Genomic DNA, 17,357 nt, shown 5'->3' on the forward strand with positions numbered 1-17,357 from the left:
AAAACCATGAACAGCGAACCCGCTTTTGGCAAGACTCCATGCGAATTAGGTTACCGCATGCCCGCTGAATGGGAAAAACATGACGCTATCTGGATAGCTTGGCCCCATGACCCCTCCACTTTTCCGTTCCGAGTTGACAAGGCTGAACAAACATACGTGCAAATCGTTAAGCACATTCATCAAAGCGAGCACGTGAACCTTTTCGTCAAAGACCAAGCTACACAAGAAAGGGCAAGGGAAATGTTTCTGAAGGAAAAAGTGGACCTTAACTGTGTTTCTTTCTTTGTGTTTGATTATGCGGATGTGTGGTTCCGCGACTACGGACCAACCTTTGTGGTTAACCCGGAAAATCAACGACTGGGTATGGTGCGCTGGGTGTTTAACTGCTGGGGCGAAAAATACGACGAGCTCCTTAAAGACCGTCACGTCGCCGGCTACATCAACCAGCAAATGCAGCTGCCGTCTTTTGAGCCGGGCATCGTGTTGGAGGGGGGCTCCATCGACGTTAACGGCAAAGGAACGCTCCTGACAACCGAGCAGTGTCTGCTTAACAAGAACCGCAATAGCCACCTATGCAGAAACGAAATTGAAGGCTACCTTAAAGAATACCTATGCGTCAGCACGATTATTTGGCTTAAGAGGGGTATCGAAGGCGACGACACGGATGGACACGTAGATGACTTGGCACGCTTCGTGAATCCTTCCACGGTGGTGTGCGCCTATGAGGAAGACGAAACCGACGAGAACTACGCTGTTTTGAAAGAAAACTATGAACTTCTCTTAAACTCCGTTGACCAATGCGGTAAAAAACTGAAGGTAGTTAAGTTGCCGATGCCGATTGTCTTGGGTGATGAAGGCGAACGGCTGCCCGCCAGCTACGTTAACTTTTACATAGGCAACATGGTGGTTTTGGTTCCTGTTTTTGGGCACAAAAACGATCATCAAGCCTTGTCCACGCTTCAAGAGTTGTTTCCTGACCGGAAAGTTGTGGGCATAAACTGTGTGGATTTGGTTTACGGGTTAGGCAGTATCCATTGCGTTACGCAGCAGCAGCCCAGTGTAGCCCCTTAGCCTCCTTTTCCGCAACCATTAAATTTAAAGAATAACTTATTATTTAACTGAGCAAGCTGGATGGCGGCTTGCTTGGGCAGCGCAGGAGTCACAGGACATGACAAGGCTCAAGGACGTTGCATTATACGTAATTGTTACTGCACTTGTTGCCGTTTTCATGTACTACTTCACTTTCACCTCCTTTGGCTACGGCAACTGGCTCTTTGTAGTTCTCAACATAATCTTTTTCAGCCTCTTCTTTTTGCTCACCCAATACCGCAAAAAAATGACCCGCCTACCCAACAGCGTCTACGTCGCCTTCATTGTTGCACTATTCGCTGAAATGTACGGGTTACCCTTAACCATGTACTTTTTCATGGGTGTCTTTGGGCTAGGCGATATTTACTCTTTAGAGTTTCTTCTCACAGGCATCATGGGGCAAGAAATGTTCTACACCGTTTTCCACTACTACATTTTTCCCCTCTCAAAAATCGTCATGGGCATCGGCATACTGCTAGTCATTTTCGGGTGGAAACAAATCTACGAAGCCAAAGGCAACCACTTGGTAACAACAGGGCTTTACGCTTACACCCGCAACCCCCAATACATAGGGTTTCTGCTCATCACGCTCGGCTTAAACATTCAATGGCTTACCATAATCACGTTCTTGCTCTGGCCCGCGCTGGTTCTGTTGTATTATCGACTGGCAAAGACTGAGGAAAAAGAAATTGAAGCAAAATTCGGCGACGAATTCCGAAAATACAAACAAGAAGTCCCCCGCTTCCTACCCCGCATACCCAAAAAGAAAACTCCTACGCAGTAAGTATGGGGAGTACGCTTGGCGGATCACAGCACGTTTCCTGAAAGACACCCAAAAGGGCTTCTTGTTTTGGGCTAAGTAGCCTTGTGTCCTGCAGAAGGTGACCCTGCCAAAGCGCGGGCTGCGTTGCATGGGATTGTTCCCTGTTTTCATGTTTTGATTGAGGAGATAAATGGTTTTTCAACTGCGATTTTGTACTTCGAAGTCAAGAAAAATCTACGGAATCAACCAAAAATGACTCCGCGAGCCGAAAAAACCATGGATACCCAAAGCGTTTCTGTTTTAATCACTGGCGTTTCTTCAGGTTATGCTTTTTTTGGTTGTTTTGGTTGAGCTTTACTCTGCTTGAGCAGTTTCTTTTTGTTTTATGCAGGCGTTGTTTCTTCTTGGAAGGGCAGAGCTCGAAAGAAAAAAACGTTGACCACTATTTCACAAAAAAAGAAAAGTCTGATTTGAAGCGGAAAGGAAGAGTGGGAAGCCAGAGAAAGCGGGTTATGTGTATTCGCGGAAGGTATGGTTACATTTAGTGCATCGGAAAAACTGTGTAGACGCTTCATCTCCACCGCGAGTCTGCACCTGCCAGACGTACACTTGCATGTTTCCGCATTTGGGGCACTCCATACGCATGGTTGGCAGGGTATTAACTTGGTCTTCTTTTCCGATTATGGTTAATTGCTGTTGCAGGTCATGCTTAATGACTTTGCTTCCTACTTTAGCTTCTGTTGGCGTCTCTTTTGCGGGTTTAACATAGCTGCATTTTGGGCAGACGATTGAAACGCCATTTTCGGTTTTTTTGGGTACAAGCCGTGAACCGCATTCAGGGCAAAACTCCATGTTAACACCTTTTCTCTTCAACAAAGGCGCTCAAAACGATATAAAATTTGTCCCTTAACGCCTAAACAAAGGTGTTATGATGTAGCTTTTGGAAAGCTGGACTTGCTAACTTAAAATAATACCCTGAGAGTTTCGTGGTACCAAACGGACTTCGAGACATATGACAACTCATAAACCCAGCGAGTGGCAAAAAATCGACCACGCCTTTGCGTATTTGGCAAAAGCAGACAAACTTCCTCACCGCACCGAAGCAGAACAAGTGATGCTTCAACAGCTTCCTCTTCGCGTCCACAGAATTCTTGACTTGGGGTCAGGCAACGGTCGAACGCTTGCTCTGGTGAAACTCAAGCACCCCCAAGCGGAAGGAGTTGCCTTGGATTTTTCGGAGCCAATGCTTGAGCAAGCGCGCAAACGCTTCAAGGATGACCCTTCCGTTACGGTTATTCAGCATGATTTCAGCTTGCCCTTACCTGACTCTCTTGGCTGCTTTGATGCTGTCGTTTCAAGTTTAGCCATTCACCATCTTACGCATGAACGCAAAAAGACGCTTTATCGAGAAGTGTTTGGGTTGCTTAACTCGGGCGGCATATTCTGTAACTTAGAACATGTTTCATCCCCGACCGACGCACTGCATTTGCGTTTTATTGAGCAAGTCGGACAAACACCTGAAACAGAAGACCCATCTAACAAGTTGCTGGACGTTGAAACTCAGCTGAAATGGCTGGGAGAAATCGGCTTTGTTGATGTAGATTGTTATTGGAAATGGCTTGAACTCGCGCTTTTAGTGGGGTTCAAACCATAAAACTGTTAACATGCTTTTCCACAGTCTGACACCGTGGTTTAGTTGGTACCTAAAAGTGTTTGTTTCTAATGGGTGCATTCAACGAACTGCTCAAACAAATCAACGCATTGAACCACTGCGCCTTCATCAACTAAGTGGGCGGTGCCATCTGAGCAGTAGACTTTTTCACCCTTGTTGACTGAGCGGAACCGTTTGCTACATATTTTGAGTTGAGAGCAGCCGTCACAATCTCGCGACAACATTCTTTTCAGTTCACCTCCTTGCCTAACATCTATAGATATTTTTCCTTCTTTTAGGTGTGTCCTCCATAATCTATATACTATATGTAGTAAGATTGACGATGAACGACTCCAGCCATATGCCCAAAACAAGCCCAAAATGCTGTTTCGGCGAAAAATCATAAAGTAAAATAAAAGTAGGAAAAAAGAGTAGGACGCAAACTTTTGTTAAATTTTCTTCTTTTCAAGAACTTGCCGGAAAGTTTTTCCGCAACATTCAAACAAGCCGATCGTTAATTGCGTCCTTTTACCTGGCTTTGTCTGGCTTACCAGCCATCTTCCAGGTTTTTTTGGGCGATTTTACATCTTTCCCGCAATCGGGGCATTTAGCCATCTTCATACCTCCCAGTTCACCGATATGTAACCTTTTACAATAAAACATTTTCCGTACATCTACCAAATGAAACAGTGAAGCCCCATCGGAGACATTACCACGATTAAAACGTTAGTTATGTTACGCGGGCAGCTTTTCTTCGTGAGCTTCCATAATGGAGGCAACGGGCACATTTATTCGATTAAATGCCGCCAACACACTTTCACGGTTTACCCCGTCAACAACAAAAACCACACTGCCATACTCCGAACAACAATAACAAGACCGCAACGTAACGTTGCTAATGCCTGCATCCATCAGTTTTCTGGGCGCACCTACCGCACATGCATGCGGCTCCTGAACGGGACTTAAAATCGCCGTGTTCACAATAAAGGTAGGCACAAAATCGCTTCCTGCAATAAACGCAGGTTTAGGCGCTTATAAAAATCTGTGACAACACCAAAGCAATTACAAGGGTCACATAAAACTGCCGCTTTAAGGGAAAAGTTCAGAAGCCACTTTCTTGTAAACGTTGAAGTCAAAATCTGAAAACAACACAAAAAATACTTCTTCCACACTGTTCTCCCTGGACTCCAAAAAACGTTTCACTGCCCTCAGAGCAACTGGGCAGGCTCGCTCAATCGGATAGCCATACACGCCTGTACTTATCGAAGGAAAAGCAACTGAACGCAACCGGTTAGCAACAGCTACTTTCAGCGAATTAACATACGACCAAGCCAACAAATCGGGTTCCCCGCGGGTTCCGCCTCGCCAAACAGGACCAACCGTGTGAATAACCTTTTGGGCTTTCAAATTTCCGCCTGTTGTGATGACGGCTTGACCAGTTGGAAGCCCGTTTGGGTAGGCGTTTTGACGAATTTTTCGGCATTCTTCCAGAATTTTTGGTCCGCCTTTTCGGTGAATTGCGCCATCGACGCCTCCGCCGCCCATCAGAGACGAGTTTGCGGCGTTAACAATTGCGTCCGTAGTCATTTCTGTTATGTCCCCTTTAACCAGCAACACCTTTGCGTGACCAATATGAAATGTGTCCATTTCTGTTTCCTTCTACATAAGGGTGGTTAGGGTTTGCCAAAGGGCTGAGCTGAAGAACCACGCACCAAACCCAACTAGTATGGCGACGCAGAAAAAGGTGATGCCTTTGTGCACTTTTGGGGTCCAGAATTTGTGGGACTTAAAAATCACCACAGCCACCACCGTATACCATACCAAGTCACATGACCAGTGAAGCCCCGCGAAAATGGTGAAACCTGCTAGCCCAAACAGTTTCGCATTCAAAATCAGCGCGGTTCCTACGGTTAGCCACCACAAAATGAAAGCGGGGTTGGCAGCTGTGGTTTTGACTCCTGCAATAAGGGAATCCTGAGCTGAGCCAGCGTATTTCTCTTCAGGCTGGTTGCGTTTCCTAAACGTCTGCACCCCCAGATACATCATGAGTAAACCGCCCACGACGCCGATGCCCGCCTGTGCGTACCAGGGGATTTCAAATTCACTTAGCAAAAAGAAAATCAGAAACATTAAAGGAAATTCAACCAGCCCGTGTCCCAAAGCGATGAGTACCCCAGCGTTTTTGCGTTTTAGGGATTTCTCAATTGTAACCGCAAACAATGGACCTGGCAGAAGCACCCCTGACATTGATATGAACGCAACTGATGTAAGAAACAGCGGAAAGTCAGTGATAAGAGCCACGTAAATCAAGCTCCACGATGCAAGGGTATGGTTTGTATTGGCTCAAAAATGTTCCTCGAAGGTTACGTTTTTCCGCCCAACTTGTTTTGCATTACCGCGACCACTTCGGCGCTGTCTTTGGTTGCCGCATAAGCGTCTAGCAGGGACGCGTTGAGTTCAAAGAATGTGTGGCCCCACGTGAAAACTGAAAGCAGCTGCTTGGCTTCCTCCTGAAAACCCGCGATGTAAAGGGCGCCAGCCAACGCCTCAACCGTACTCAGCTTGGTGGCTTTGGCAAAGTTGGTTGGGTTGCCTGCGATCAAAACAGGCAGACAACGGGAGGTTCCGCGTACATGGTGTGACAGAACCTTTTCTGCGTGCTCCCAACTGCAATCTAATGCCACAAGACCAGCTTCAGCAACGCGTTCTCGGTCGGCGGGCGAAAATGCAGTTTTGGCAAATGGGTTGAGCACTATTGCTCGTTTAGGGAGCCACCGCGTCTGCTTTACTATTCGGGCTAGACCGTGTCTTTTGAGTTTTAGGGCGGTGCAGCGTTTGGGGTCGCATTGGTTCGCGTGGTAGATAGTTATGTTGATGCTAAGTGTTCTTTCCACTGTTTTTTTGCACCTTCACGTGACTTGCGGGGTCATTAAGTACTTGCGCAAGATAATCCAAAAGATCAGTTGCCACAAGGTGGTAGCCCAGCTTTTCAGCCGCAAAATCTCCTGCAGCGCCATTAACAAATGCCCCTGCCACTGCAGCCTCAAACGGATCAGCTTTTTGCGCCAGAAAAGCTCCAACAACACCCGAAAGCACATCGCCTGTACCGCCCACTGTCATTCCTGGGTTGCCTGTGAAGTTGAGTTTAACTCGGTTTCCATCCGAGATTATGTCAACTTTACCTTTCACCAAAAGCACAGCACCTAACTCGCCTGCGCCGCGTTTAACCTCTTTGACCCGCTCATCCAAGTCTTCAGGCAACGGTCTACCTGTCAATATGGCGTATTCTCCGCCGTGAGGCGTTAGCACAAGTGGCACCTTTAAAGGACGCTTAAACTCTGCAAACGCCTTCAACCCGTCTGCATCAAGAAGCAACGGTTTTCCAGCTTGCTCGACCATTTCAACGCAGGTTTTCATGAATTTCTTGGTCTCAGGTTCCAACCCTGCCCCGGGACCGATAGCCACCGCATCGACGGAAGCAAAGTAGGGCTTTAATGTTGCGATGTTTTCGGGGTTTAGGTTGCTGCCTTCAAGCTTGATGGTTATGAAGTTGGGAGACATTGAAGAAATTGTCTTGGCTGTTTTTTGGGGAGCCGCTGTGTACGCTATGTCCACTCCCGTGCGCAGGGCAGCCATAGACATCAAAGCAGGTGCACCTGAAAAAACTTCACTGCCTCCAATGAACAGTGCCTTACCAAAATCACCTTTATGTGCACAAGCGCCCCGTTTTCTTGTAACTAAAAATACATCGCCGGGACCTGCAAAGTTTTCCAAATCTTTTGGCAAACCAATGTCAGCAACGTAAACCGCACCGGCGTAGGTTTGGGCTGCAGCTAACCCTGCTTTAGGTTTGTAAAACGTCACTGTAACATCGGCTTTGACGGCGTTGCCTAAGACTTCACCAGTGTCTGAGTCAATCCCGGTTGGTACATCAACCGCCACTTTAGATGCTTTAAGAGAGTTAATGTATTGGACAAACTGTGCTATGCGCCCTTTAAGTGTTCCTTTGGTGCCTGTTCCCAGCAAGGCGTCTACTGCCACGTCGACTGGAACTTTGGGCACCTCGTCAACGGAGTTCGCTTCAATTGTAGGTATGGTCTCCTGAAGTTTTCTTAGGGCAACCCAGTTTGCTAAAGAAGCTGGATGTGCGATGTCTTTGCCTTTGCCCACCAGAACCACGGCGACCCTGCAAAACCCCATCGAAAGCAAATGCCTTGCTGCAACAAAGCCGTCGCCGCCGTTTCCGCCCAACCCGCAGAAAATGATGACCCGTTTGTCCTTGGTGAAGTCGGCGTTGATTTTTGCAGCGATGTTTCTGCCTGCGTTTTCCATTAGTTGCAGAAGGGATATGCCGAAGTACTCGGCGTTTGTTTCTATGGCTCGCATGCCGCGGCTGGTGATGTATTCTTGATGCATAGCGATCTTGATAGGTTATGCTGGTTATGGAAGATAAGCCTATCTTTGGACTTTTCTTGGAATTATGTGTTTGGTTCTTGAAAGGTGAAACGCGGAAAAAGTTTATTCACAACAAGGCTACATAGTATTGTTGAACCTTTTCAGCCCCAGAGATGCGGCTGAGGTTCTTAATTGTGAAGGTGAACCTTGTTTGAACAAAACTCCTGAGTTAAATTTAGGCAGCAAGGACGCATTGATCATCACCGACATACAGAAAGATTTCCTTCGGGGAGGCGCGTTACACGTTCCTGACGGCGACCAAATCATCCTCGTCCTAAACGACTACGCCAAGCTCTTCAAAGCCGCAAACGCAACCGTTATTGCTTCCCGCGACTGGCACCCCCAAAAACACATGTCTTTTCGCGAGCAGGGTGGTCCGTGGCCTCCGCACTGCGTTCAAGAGACCGAAGGCGCCAGCTTTAGCCCTGACCTCAAACTGCCAGAAGGAACCACAATTATTTCCAAAGCAACAAACCCCGCCAAAGAAGCGTACTCCGTGTTTGATGATACGGGTCTTGAGGAGCAGTTAAAGGCGGCAGGTGTGTCACGGGTTTTCATCGGCGGCTTAGCAACCGATTACTGCATTGTGAATTCCGTGCTTGACGCAACATCAATGGGGTTTGATGTGGTGGTGCTTTCGGATGCGGTCCGTGGCATCGACGTAAACCCTGGGGATGTTAACCGCGCTTTTGAAACCATGCGCCGCAACGGGGCGGTTCTGCTTACATTAACGGCTTTCCCAGAACCTGAACCACTTTCAGGCGCCGTTAACCCTGTTGATGTTGATGCGGATAAGCCTTTGACGGCTCATTACATCAAGAAGAAAGCGCGTATGCGACCGCGGGGTTCTTATAAGCAAGTTCGTCGTGAAAGAGGTTAGTAAAGTGAGGGGAATTGTGTGGTTTCAAAGTTTAAATTATTCCTTCATGGAGAGTGGGTTGATTCTCAGTCTGGCGAGACTTACCAGCGGGTAAACCCCGCCGACCCCGACGATGTTTTGGGAGAGTTTCAGAGAGGCAACCCTGAAGATGTCAAAACAGCTATTGAAGCTGCTGTAGGCGCCTTCGAATCTTGGTCAGAGACGCCTGCACCTAAACGGGCGCACTATTTGCTTAAGGCAGCCCAGTTTCTAACAGAGCAGAAAGATGTTCTTGCCCGATGCATGACCCGTGAAATGGGCAAAACCCTTCAAGATTCAAACGCTGACATCCAAGAAGCCATTGACGTAGCGTATTATGCTGCTGCTCAAGGACGACTTCTCAATGGGTACACTGTGCCCTCTGAGAAGCCCGACAAGTTTGCCATGACCTTAAGGCTTCCAATTGGCATCGCAGGTGTAATTTCTCCATGGAATTTTCCCATTGCAATCCCCGCCCGAAAACTGTTTTATGCGTTGGTTTGTGGCAACACCGTTGTTTTAAAGCCCTCCTCAGAGACGCCTATCTGCGCCGTTAAGCTGGTGGAGTTGCTTGAGAAGACGGGACTTCCCAAAGGCGTAGTAAATCTGGTAACAGGTCCAGGTGAAACTGTGGGCATGTCTCTGGTACGGGACAAGCGAGTGGGCGTTGTGAGCTTTACGGGGCATAAAAACACTGGAGAAACCATTGTGCGCGAGGCAGGGCTTAAGCGGGTAAATCTTGAGCTTGGCGGAAAGAACCCTCTTATCGTTATGGATGATGCAGACCTAAAACAGGCGGTTGAAGGCGCCCTTTGGGGTGGTTATGAAACAACTGGTCAACGCTGTACCGCTGCGTCCAGAGTGATTGTTCACGCAAAAGTCAAGGAGCAATTTGAGCGGATGCTTCTCGAACAAATTCGAAAACTTCGGTTGGGCAACGGATTAGACCACAAGACCGATGTTGGCCCCTTAGTTAGCAAAGCGGCACAAGACAAAGTCCGCAGCTACGTTGAAGTTGGCAAAGCCGAAGGCGCAAAACTGCTCACCGGCGGCAAAATCCCAAGCAACATGGAAGGGTGGTTCTTCGAACCAACGTTATTCACGGACTGCACAGGTAGCATGCGGATTTCCCGAGAAGAAATTTTTGGTCCAGTTGTTTCACTGCTTACTGCAAAGAACTTGGAGGAAGCCATCATTTTAGCTAACTTTGTTGAATACGGGTTGAGCTCCTCAATATACACAAACAACATCAAAAACGCATTTATCGCCATCAATAAGCTGCAAACGGGCTTGACATACGTTAACAGCTCCACCATAGGAAACGAAGTGTCATTGCCTTTTGGCGGGGTTAAACAGTCTGGAAATACTCGTGAAGATGGTCCAGAAGGGATACGCGAATTCACCGAGCTCAAAACCGCCTACATTGACTACTCAGGGAAACTTCAAAAGACTTTTCTCAATTAGCCACCTTTTCCCGTTTTCTTTTTCTTTGCGTTACTTGTTTTTTATCCTTAATATTGTCTGTATACAAAAGCATCAACAAACCTCTTTTTTAGCCTCCAACCCCCCATTTTTGGTTGCGTTTTCAGGTGCATCCGGTCGAAATTTTTCGAAGCGAGCCCAACCTTATATAATCATGCCCAAGATTCTTAAAAAAATCGTGCAGGGGGACAAAACAGCCCGCGCAAAACAGCAAAAAAGCGATACTGAAAACACAACAACGACCGAAAAGCAGTTTTCAAAGTTTTTTCCGCATACTTACTCACCCAGTAACCTCCTATTAGAGGCAACCCGCCCCCTTTTGATGGGTTACGCGACGCCAAGGACATGCAAACGGGGCAAAACTTGCCTTAGTAATCGATTTTTGGGGTTCTGGACGGGCGTTTCATCTTTTTCGTTTCTTCGAAAAGACACTGAATGTTGATTTTTTACAATAAAACGTTAAAAACCACCTTTAACATAGGCTGTTTTATGTTGAATACACGCAATTTGCCGCTTTTCCTGCAAGTCAGAGCGTTAAGGATGGCGAAGATAAGAGAAAAACGAGAGCGAAGGGCGAGAGTTTTGAGGAACACATTTCAGAAGGTTCGGCAGATAAGGACGGGTGAAATGGGCTGTGCATGTTGGTGGCGAGGATTTGTGGAGATTTGGGTGTTGTAGGGCATACAGGGTGTTTGGTTGATGCTTTTGTATACGGCGCTTAGGCAACCTGGTTTTTCAAGGCCATTTAAGGGTTGCTCGTTGTCGCGAAACACGGATTTTTGCAGATCTATCGCCATTTTTTGGGGGGTAGCCTGTGTCTATTGAGCGGAATCTGTTAATTTCGCTCCTAAAAATGACTGAAAAAGGAGCTGTTAAACAAGAAGAAATCAACATTGACTCGAAGCTGCCCAAATCGGCAACATCATTTTTGCTGCAAAACCTGCAAAGTCAAAACTTAGTTTATCTGGAAGGCGACAAAATAACCGTTAACCCTCAATCTCGAATCAAACTCGCAGTCAAAGCAGTACAAATAGGCGCCGACGTTGAAAACGTAAGTAACTACCTAAGCTGGCAAGAATTTGAATCCATTGCAGCCCTCGCATTAGAATACAACGGATACACCACAAAAAAGAACATGCGTTTTAAGCATAATGGACGTCGCTGGGAAATCGACGTAGTCGGATGCAGAAAACCCTTAGTCCTCTGCGTAGATTGTAAACACTGGACCCATGGCATGCACTTCTCAACCTTACGAAAAATGGTTGAAGCGCAGTCAAACCGGGTCGAGGCATTTGCAGAGTTTCTGCCCAACAAGGCAGCCGATTTGCCCTGTTTGCAGTGGGAAAAAGCAAAATTTATCCCCATCATTTTGTCACTGGTTCCGTTTGGAGAAAAATTCTATGGACAGGTGCCTGTTGTGCCCGTTTTGATGCTGCAAGATTTCATCAGTCAAGTCCCGCTACATGTGGATTCGTTACGACATGTTAACCGCGTCTTTAGCCACCTATGACATGATTTTCAGCAACGGTTTTTTAGCGAACTTTACTGCAGGATACAAACTAACCAAGAACATGCCTAAGAGAGCAGCAAAAAGCCACCCCACGATTTCAAGCACCGCAAAACCAGTAACAACAGGGTTAGCCATCAAGATTATAATGCATGTTATAGTCCCAAGCGACGCCCCTACGCCCAAGCTGGCAAGTAACACCGTCAGGCTCTGCATTGCCAAGATGTTGATAATGGTTCGGGGTTTGGCTCCGGTTGCGCGGAGTATGGCGAATTCTTGGTGTTGTTCGTCAATTCCAAGCATTAGATAACTAATTAGGCAAATTGCCGCGGCTGCAAGGGCAAGGGCGGGCAAAAACATAATCACATTCCAAAGCGAACCAAGAAAGCCAATGTTCTCGTTAAGCACTTGATTGAGGTCTAATGCAACAAACTCTGGATAGTTCTGGCTTAGCAACGTTTGAATTTGGGACAGGGTCGCCGAAAAATCCGCCGAGGAAGCTACAGTTAGTAGCAGAAGGTTAGGACTTAACCCAGTTATTGCTTCGAGCTGGTTTAAAGGAATGTAGGTTACGTTTCCGTTGTTCAGTGGGTCTACGCAGACGCCGCTGATTTTGAAGCTAACATTCTGCACGGTTACGCCTTGCATCAGTGGGTCTGAAGGTATTGTTTTGGTGCCAAGCGAAGAGCGAGTTGTGAGTGGAATGTAAATTGTTTGCGCAATAGAGTCCCCTATAACCGCCTGCAAATCGGAGGTGCCATTGAGGAAAAAGCCTTTAGTAAAGGGCACATTCCCCAGAGTATCGGCGTCAACGCCAACTATAAGTGAGCCACTTTGCCTATGGTCCCCCAACGTAACCGTCGCTAATGTTTCCGGATCCACGGTAAATCCGCTTTGCTCAAGAATTGTTGCATACCAAACCAGCCGTGCATCAACATTGTCGATGTTTGGTGTTTTGTTCAAGTCTTCAATTAAGGCTTGGGGAGCTGCAAGTTGGGAGTTTGAATAGTCAAAGTCACCATTTGCGGTCTCTCCTGAAAAAGAGAGAAGCAGCTGCGTGTACTGGGCAGCCAGGTTTTTGTCGGCAACCAGGATGGTGTTTTCGCCTGTTGCCTGCGTTAACCAAGAGGAAGTTGTGTCGCGGGCAATTATGCCGCCTGCAATGGATACGGTTAAGAGAAGAAAAACCACGGAGAGAAAAAGTACGATGCGGATGGTTGCCGATTTTCGGCGAAAAAGACTCCGAGAAGCAATACGCAAAGTTAAGGCTCTTTTGGACAGGGGTTTGAGTTTGGTTTCTTTGCTTATTCCAAAGTATTGTACGGGGGAGAGGGCTTTTATTGGAGAAGCACGTGCAGCTTCAAACATGGGTTTTGCCCCAAAAATTAATGCAAACACAAAAAAGACCACAAACACCAAGGGGGCAAACCAGAAATTTGGTGTTTGATTATAAACGTGGAAAATGCCCAGATTTAATACGAGGTAATCTGCGGCAAATCCAACTGCGACACCCAACACGCAGCCCAGCAAGGTGACAAACAGCAGCTCGGTGAAGAAGTATCCAAAAACCAGGCCGTTGGGGCAGCCTGTTGCCTTCATCAAACCATAGTCTCGGGTGCGTTGAGCCATCAACAAAAACACGATAAACGAGATAATGACGGCGCCCACAACAAAAAACAAGAAGCTCACAAACACCAAAAATTGTGAGAGCACATTGGACACACCGACAGTGAGGGTTTCTTGAGAAACAGAAGCAATGCCTAAGCCTATTTGTCCGCTGAAGAGCAAAAGAAACAGCGTCGACGCAACGCACGTGGTCAAGCTGAGCACGGTTAAACCCGTCTGGAGCCTTCGGCGAAGCAAGTCGTTAATGGGAAAGGCAGTTTCACTCATGTGGATTCGCCAGTTTTCCCTCTTCCAAATAAAACGTTACATCCGCAAGGGGCATTATGTCTGGATCGTGAGTTGAAACGATAACGGTTTTCCCCTCCGCCTTAAGCGCTTGTAGGATTTGGATGATTTTCTGCCCGTTTTTAGTATCCAAGTTGCCAGTGGGTTCATCTGCCAACAGCAGTGGGGGGTCGTTTGCGAGCGCCCTAGCGAAGGCGACGCGTTGTTGTTCGCCGCCGCTGAGTTGCGCGGGAAAATGGTTGGCGCGGTGTTGCATGCCAAAAGTTTGCAGGAGGTCGGAGACTTTTTTTTGGATTTCCGTGGGGGCGGTTCTTTTCCACTCCATTGGGAACGCGATGTTCTCAGCTACGGTTAGGGTTGAAACCAGGTTGTATGCTTGAAAGACAAAGCCGACTTGGTTGCATCGGTACTGCGCCAAGATATCCTCGTTTTGTTCTGCCAATTCCAGGTCAAAAACTGTTAATTTGCCGCTGGTGGGTTTGTCAATTCCGCTGATGAGGTTAAGCAGGGTAGTTTTTCCTGCACCCGAGGGTCCGTAAATGGTTACGAATTGACCTTGCATAACGTTGAGTTTTATGTCTTTGAGGACTGCAACTTGGGTGTCTTCCATCGGGTAAGCTTTGCAAAGTGATTCAGCGCAAACTACGGGTTTGGGTTGGGGCAGCATAACATGAAAATGCTGCTAGAACATAATATATTTTGAGGTACAATCCTTTACTGGACTAAAACGACTTTTCCAAATGTATGTTTCCGCGGTCGCGTTTGAGGATGCGAACTTTTTCGGGAAGTTTATCTTTTTCCCAGTCAGCCCACGGAATTTCCTTGAAAGTCCATTTTTTGCCCAGATGCGCTGCGATTACTGCATGCTTGAACTGCTGATCGGTTGGGATGAGTTCATTAAGGAAGCGGAAGAGTTTGTCGATTTGGGTTTTGGGAAAGTAGGCGTAGTAGGTGGCGTTTTTGACTTCAAATGCGAAGGAGTGTTCGTTTTTTCTGGCCATGATGTCTGGGAGAGGACTAAGGCTGGGATTGCTGACGGGTATGCGCACGGCGTGGTAGCCGTTTTTTTGGAGCAGTTTGACTAGAACGCTTTCGCTGTAGAAGCCACGTTTGCGCCATCGGCGAAGAGCGATTTTGTCGATTTCTTTCATTGCTTGGTTTCCCCCAGTTTTTGGAGGTTTGTTTGTTGGGTTGGCGATAAAAAAGTATTGCACATGGATATGACGAAGTTTGGGTGATGCTTTTGTATACGGCAGGCTTGTTTCAGTTACATGCTGGTGAATTATGGTTACATAAAAAACAAAATCGAACACCAATGCAACCAATGTAACCACATGAGGAAACTCCACCATGTAGCCACTGAAAATCTATCAAACATAGCCTACATCTGCAGCGACAAAACAATGGCGTCATACGACCTCTCAGGGAAAACGCAGGACAGTAACAACACAAGTAAACGCCAAACAAACACCTCAAAGCAAAAACAACAAAACCAAGAAAAAAAGAAACCCACCAAAAAGACGCCAACCACACAGCCAAGTCACAGCCTCAAAAGAACATACCTAAAAATCACGTTTTCCTGACCGCCCCCTAAAACAAAGAAACCCCCAAAAACCAAAACATAAAAGCACGCCCCTCAAAAGAAGGCGCTCTCGCTCAAATTGTGGTCAAGGAAAAAGTTTTTTGTCAAAGTTTTCTGAGGCGGGTGAAAAAACCTCTTGTCACTCGAAGGAACCTCGAAGGAGGGCGGTTTTTGCTTCGCATGGGGATTTTCGGGGGTACTTATATGAGGCTACGGTAATCCCCATGGGTTAGCCCTTAGAGACTAGCAAATACGCCCAAAATAGGGCGTTTTTACGATTTTACGCAATTTTTGCAGTTTTAGTTTTGTGTTCTAGCTGAAAAAATACCGCTGTTTTTTGAGGCTTTTCGATTCGTCTCCATACCAACGAATCAAGACCGTTTTTTACACAATAGACCCTAAAATAAGTCGTTTTTGCGCAACTAAGGCGTTCGGTCAAGCGAATTTTTTACTGTCTCCGAGGCAAACTGTTTTGTCCCCGAAAAACTCAAACAACCCAAAAAGCCTCACAATTGAATTTACGTGTTAACTAAAAAGTCAACCAGACGTGCCCAGCCAAACAACTCGAGGAAGCAATCTTTGACGGCCCACATGTACCCTCAACCAATCAAAAGTGCACCCTCATTGCCCCCGACGGGAACGAACCGTCAAAAACTAAAAAATACAAACATGCAAAAACCCGGCGGAAGGCTCTGCCCACAAAGCAAACCTGTATGTCTTAATCAGACACATCTAAGCTTTAATTTGACCTTCTACAACTCATTAAAAAAAGCAGTTTAGCTGGTGAGGCACACCGCCATTTTTTGGTAGTTAACTTTGTAAGGGAGTCCAATCGCCCAGTTGGACACGCTCCGAAAGTACGAGAAGTCAAACCAATTTTTTCTAGATGGTTTAGTGTTTTGACTGACTCAACTTTTTTAGTCAACGGACCAAAAAAAATTTTTGATTTCACTTTGCTTATCGGGGAAACCGTTCTATGAGGAAGGTTTGGCTTCACAAAAGCCTGCTAAACCTGTGGGTTTTATATGGTTGGTAACATGACGTTTTGAGGCATTGGTGACATTAGTGATTATGGTTTACACCACCAATATCGGGCTCACCAAAATAAACAATCAAAGCAAGCACAAAAACCGTATACAAAAGCATCAACAAACAACCCTTAGCGCACTTCCTCAAAAACCAAAAAAGAGCCCAGCAGCGGCAACCGGAAGGTCAAATCACAAAACCCGAAGAAAGCACTCCAACAATAGCGACCGCCTGTTGATAACAAGAGAAGCAATCGCCCAACAGAAACTGCTCTCAGAACCAAACCGCATAACCAGACAGGCAACCACCCGTTTTTCAAAACCGCAGTTACGTAGCCAAGTGGATCAAAAACAATCAGCGACTCAAAACGCATCTACAAATTAAATACGCATTGAAGAGTCTGTCTACAACTCAAAAGGCAAAGAGCTACAGATAGACTTTGTTAAGAGACAAACGCGTAAGAGGATGAGCATAAAGGGGGGTTGGTAAACAAGCTTCCGTGCTGTTCAGTTCAAACGATGACAAGAAATTCAGCCAACTCTTGAGGGGCAAGTAAGGTTTCCCTGTTCTGACACCTCAGTAACGAATGCTCATGCAGGTCAAAACCCCACACTTTGCCTCACATGCAATTCCAGGAACCCTTTTCCCGTCAAGCAGTTCATCAGCAAAGTGTGTCTGAACGACGGCAGAGTCGTCAGCAACGTAAGGCCAATACTTGCCTAAAAAATAATCGTTGGACTCTTTTTGCCAAGGTAGCAGTTAAAGCCACAACACCGCTTAGAACAAGCTCATTCTTAAGAACACTTGAGTGCACGGTTACTGGTTAATGGTTGCCCGCCAATAGAATGCTATGAATGGAGCAAGTGTCGTCAGGTTAACAAAAATTTGCGAAACCGGGTACGGCATGAGAAGCTAGGACACTATTGTTGATTACCCACAGTAACATTGAAGCGTTTTTGTGTAAGCACAAGCTTGTTTCTAAACCACAGGCGT

18 protein-coding genes are annotated in these 17,357 nt (G+C 46.6%); 8 read left to right on the forward strand and 10 right to left on the reverse strand.

The features are described 5' to 3' along the window. The first annotated feature begins 6 nt into the window (after positions 1-6). From ACBZ72_04730 to ACBZ72_04740, 3 genes are all read left to right on the forward strand, one after another. The gene (locus tag ACBZ72_04730) at positions 7-1,071 is read left to right on the forward strand and encodes an agmatine/peptidylarginine deiminase (protein ID XES78180.1); all 1,065 of its coding nucleotides are present in this window, start codon (positions 7-9) and stop codon (positions 1,069-1,071) included. A gap of 97 nt (positions 1,072-1,168) precedes the next feature. Then, entirely contained in the window at positions 1,169-1,873 is a 705-nt protein-coding gene (locus ACBZ72_04735; GenBank protein ID XES78181.1) for an isoprenylcysteine carboxylmethyltransferase family protein, read from the forward strand. Between the two features lie 81 nt (positions 1,874-1,954). Continuing rightward, positions 1,955-2,203, forward strand: coding sequence for a hypothetical protein (locus tag ACBZ72_04740; protein XES78182.1), 249 nt, complete (start codon positions 1,955-1,957; stop codon positions 2,201-2,203). 159 nt (positions 2,204-2,362) lie between these two features. Here the strand turns inward: ACBZ72_04740 and ACBZ72_04745 are convergent, their stop codons facing one another. Continuing rightward, positions 2,363-2,725 (reverse strand): transcription factor S, encoded by a 363-nt coding sequence (locus tag ACBZ72_04745; GenBank protein ID XES78183.1) that lies wholly within the window; start codon positions 2,723-2,725, stop codon positions 2,363-2,365. Between the two features lie 139 nt (positions 2,726-2,864). Between ACBZ72_04745 and ACBZ72_04750 the strand changes: the two genes are divergently transcribed. Further along, complete coding sequence (locus tag ACBZ72_04750) at positions 2,865-3,506, forward strand: class I SAM-dependent methyltransferase (protein ID XES78184.1); 642 nt, start codon at positions 2,865-2,867, stop codon at positions 3,504-3,506. 65 nt (positions 3,507-3,571) lie between these two features. Here the strand turns inward: ACBZ72_04750 and ACBZ72_04755 are convergent, their stop codons facing one another. From ACBZ72_04755 to ACBZ72_04780, 6 genes are all read right to left on the reverse strand, one after another. Then, positions 3,572-3,748: a hypothetical protein gene (locus ACBZ72_04755; protein XES78185.1), complete on the reverse strand. Its 177-nt coding sequence runs from the start codon at positions 3,746-3,748 to the stop codon at positions 3,572-3,574. A gap of 490 nt (positions 3,749-4,238) precedes the next feature. Then, positions 4,239-4,499 carry a hypothetical protein gene (locus ACBZ72_04760; protein XES78186.1) on the reverse strand — a complete coding sequence of 87 codons (261 nt, stop codon included), beginning with the start codon at positions 4,497-4,499 and terminating at the stop codon, positions 4,239-4,241. A gap of 93 nt (positions 4,500-4,592) precedes the next feature. Next, the gene (locus ACBZ72_04765) at positions 4,593-5,150 is read right to left on the reverse strand and encodes an O-acetyl-ADP-ribose deacetylase (GenBank protein ID XES78187.1); all 558 of its coding nucleotides are present in this window, start codon (positions 5,148-5,150) and stop codon (positions 4,593-4,595) included. A gap of 12 nt (positions 5,151-5,162) precedes the next feature. Then, on the reverse strand, positions 5,163-5,804 hold the full coding sequence (locus tag ACBZ72_04770; protein ID XES78188.1) for a LysE family transporter: 642 nt from the start codon (positions 5,802-5,804) through the stop codon (positions 5,163-5,165). Between the two features lie 62 nt (positions 5,805-5,866). Beyond that, positions 5,867-6,397 (reverse strand): DUF367 family protein, encoded by a 531-nt coding sequence (locus ACBZ72_04775; protein ID XES78189.1) that lies wholly within the window; start codon positions 6,395-6,397, stop codon positions 5,867-5,869. Further along, positions 6,381-7,919, reverse strand: coding sequence for an NAD(P)H-hydrate dehydratase (locus ACBZ72_04780; protein XES78190.1), 1,539 nt, complete (start codon positions 7,917-7,919; stop codon positions 6,381-6,383). The genes ACBZ72_04775 and ACBZ72_04780 overlap by 17 nt, the downstream gene beginning before the upstream one ends. Before the next feature lie 190 nt (positions 7,920-8,109). On the opposite strand from ACBZ72_04780, the gene ACBZ72_04785 reads away from it, so the two are divergent. The 3 genes from ACBZ72_04785 to ACBZ72_04795 all read left to right on the forward strand — a co-directional run bounded on the left by ACBZ72_04785 (position 8,110) and on the right by ACBZ72_04795 (position 11,848). Next, a complete protein-coding gene (locus ACBZ72_04785; protein XES78191.1) occupies positions 8,110-8,838 on the forward strand; it encodes a nicotinamidase in 729 nt (242 codons plus the stop codon). Positions 8,839-8,856: 18 nt separating this feature from the next. Beyond that, positions 8,857-10,320, forward strand: coding sequence for an aldehyde dehydrogenase family protein (locus ACBZ72_04790; protein ID XES78192.1), 1,464 nt, complete (start codon positions 8,857-8,859; stop codon positions 10,318-10,320). An 832-nt stretch (positions 10,321-11,152) separates the two neighbouring features. Continuing rightward, complete coding sequence (locus tag ACBZ72_04795) at positions 11,153-11,848, forward strand: restriction endonuclease (protein ID XES78193.1); 696 nt, start codon at positions 11,153-11,155, stop codon at positions 11,846-11,848. Here the strand turns inward: ACBZ72_04795 and ACBZ72_04800 are convergent. Genes ACBZ72_04800 through ACBZ72_04810 form a run of 3 tightly spaced genes read right to left on the reverse strand, consistent with a single transcriptional unit; the run spans position 11,843 to position 14,907 of the window. Then, positions 11,843-13,738, reverse strand: coding sequence for an FtsX-like permease family protein (locus ACBZ72_04800; GenBank protein ID XES78194.1), 1,896 nt, complete (start codon positions 13,736-13,738; stop codon positions 11,843-11,845). The genes ACBZ72_04795 and ACBZ72_04800 overlap by 6 nt on opposite strands. Continuing rightward, a complete protein-coding gene (locus ACBZ72_04805) occupies positions 13,731-14,423 on the reverse strand; it encodes an ABC transporter ATP-binding protein (protein XES78195.1) in 693 nt (230 codons plus the stop codon). The genes ACBZ72_04800 and ACBZ72_04805 overlap by 8 nt, the downstream gene beginning before the upstream one ends. A 55-nt stretch (positions 14,424-14,478) precedes the next feature. Next, positions 14,479-14,907: a hypothetical protein gene (locus ACBZ72_04810; protein ID XES78196.1), complete on the reverse strand. Its 429-nt coding sequence runs from the start codon at positions 14,905-14,907 to the stop codon at positions 14,479-14,481. 183 nt (positions 14,908-15,090) lie between these two features. Here ACBZ72_04810 and ACBZ72_04815 point away from each other — a divergent pair, with 183 nt between their 5' ends. Then, on the forward strand, positions 15,091-15,339 hold the full coding sequence (locus ACBZ72_04815) for a hypothetical protein (protein ID XES78197.1): 249 nt from the start codon (positions 15,091-15,093) through the stop codon (positions 15,337-15,339). The last annotated feature ends 2,018 nt before the right edge of the window (positions 15,340-17,357 follow it).

Source organism: Candidatus Bathyarchaeia archaeon, from assembly GCA_041447175.1.
In the GTDB taxonomy this organism is placed as follows: Archaea; Thermoproteota; Bathyarchaeia; order Bathyarchaeales; family Bathycorpusculaceae; genus JADGNF01.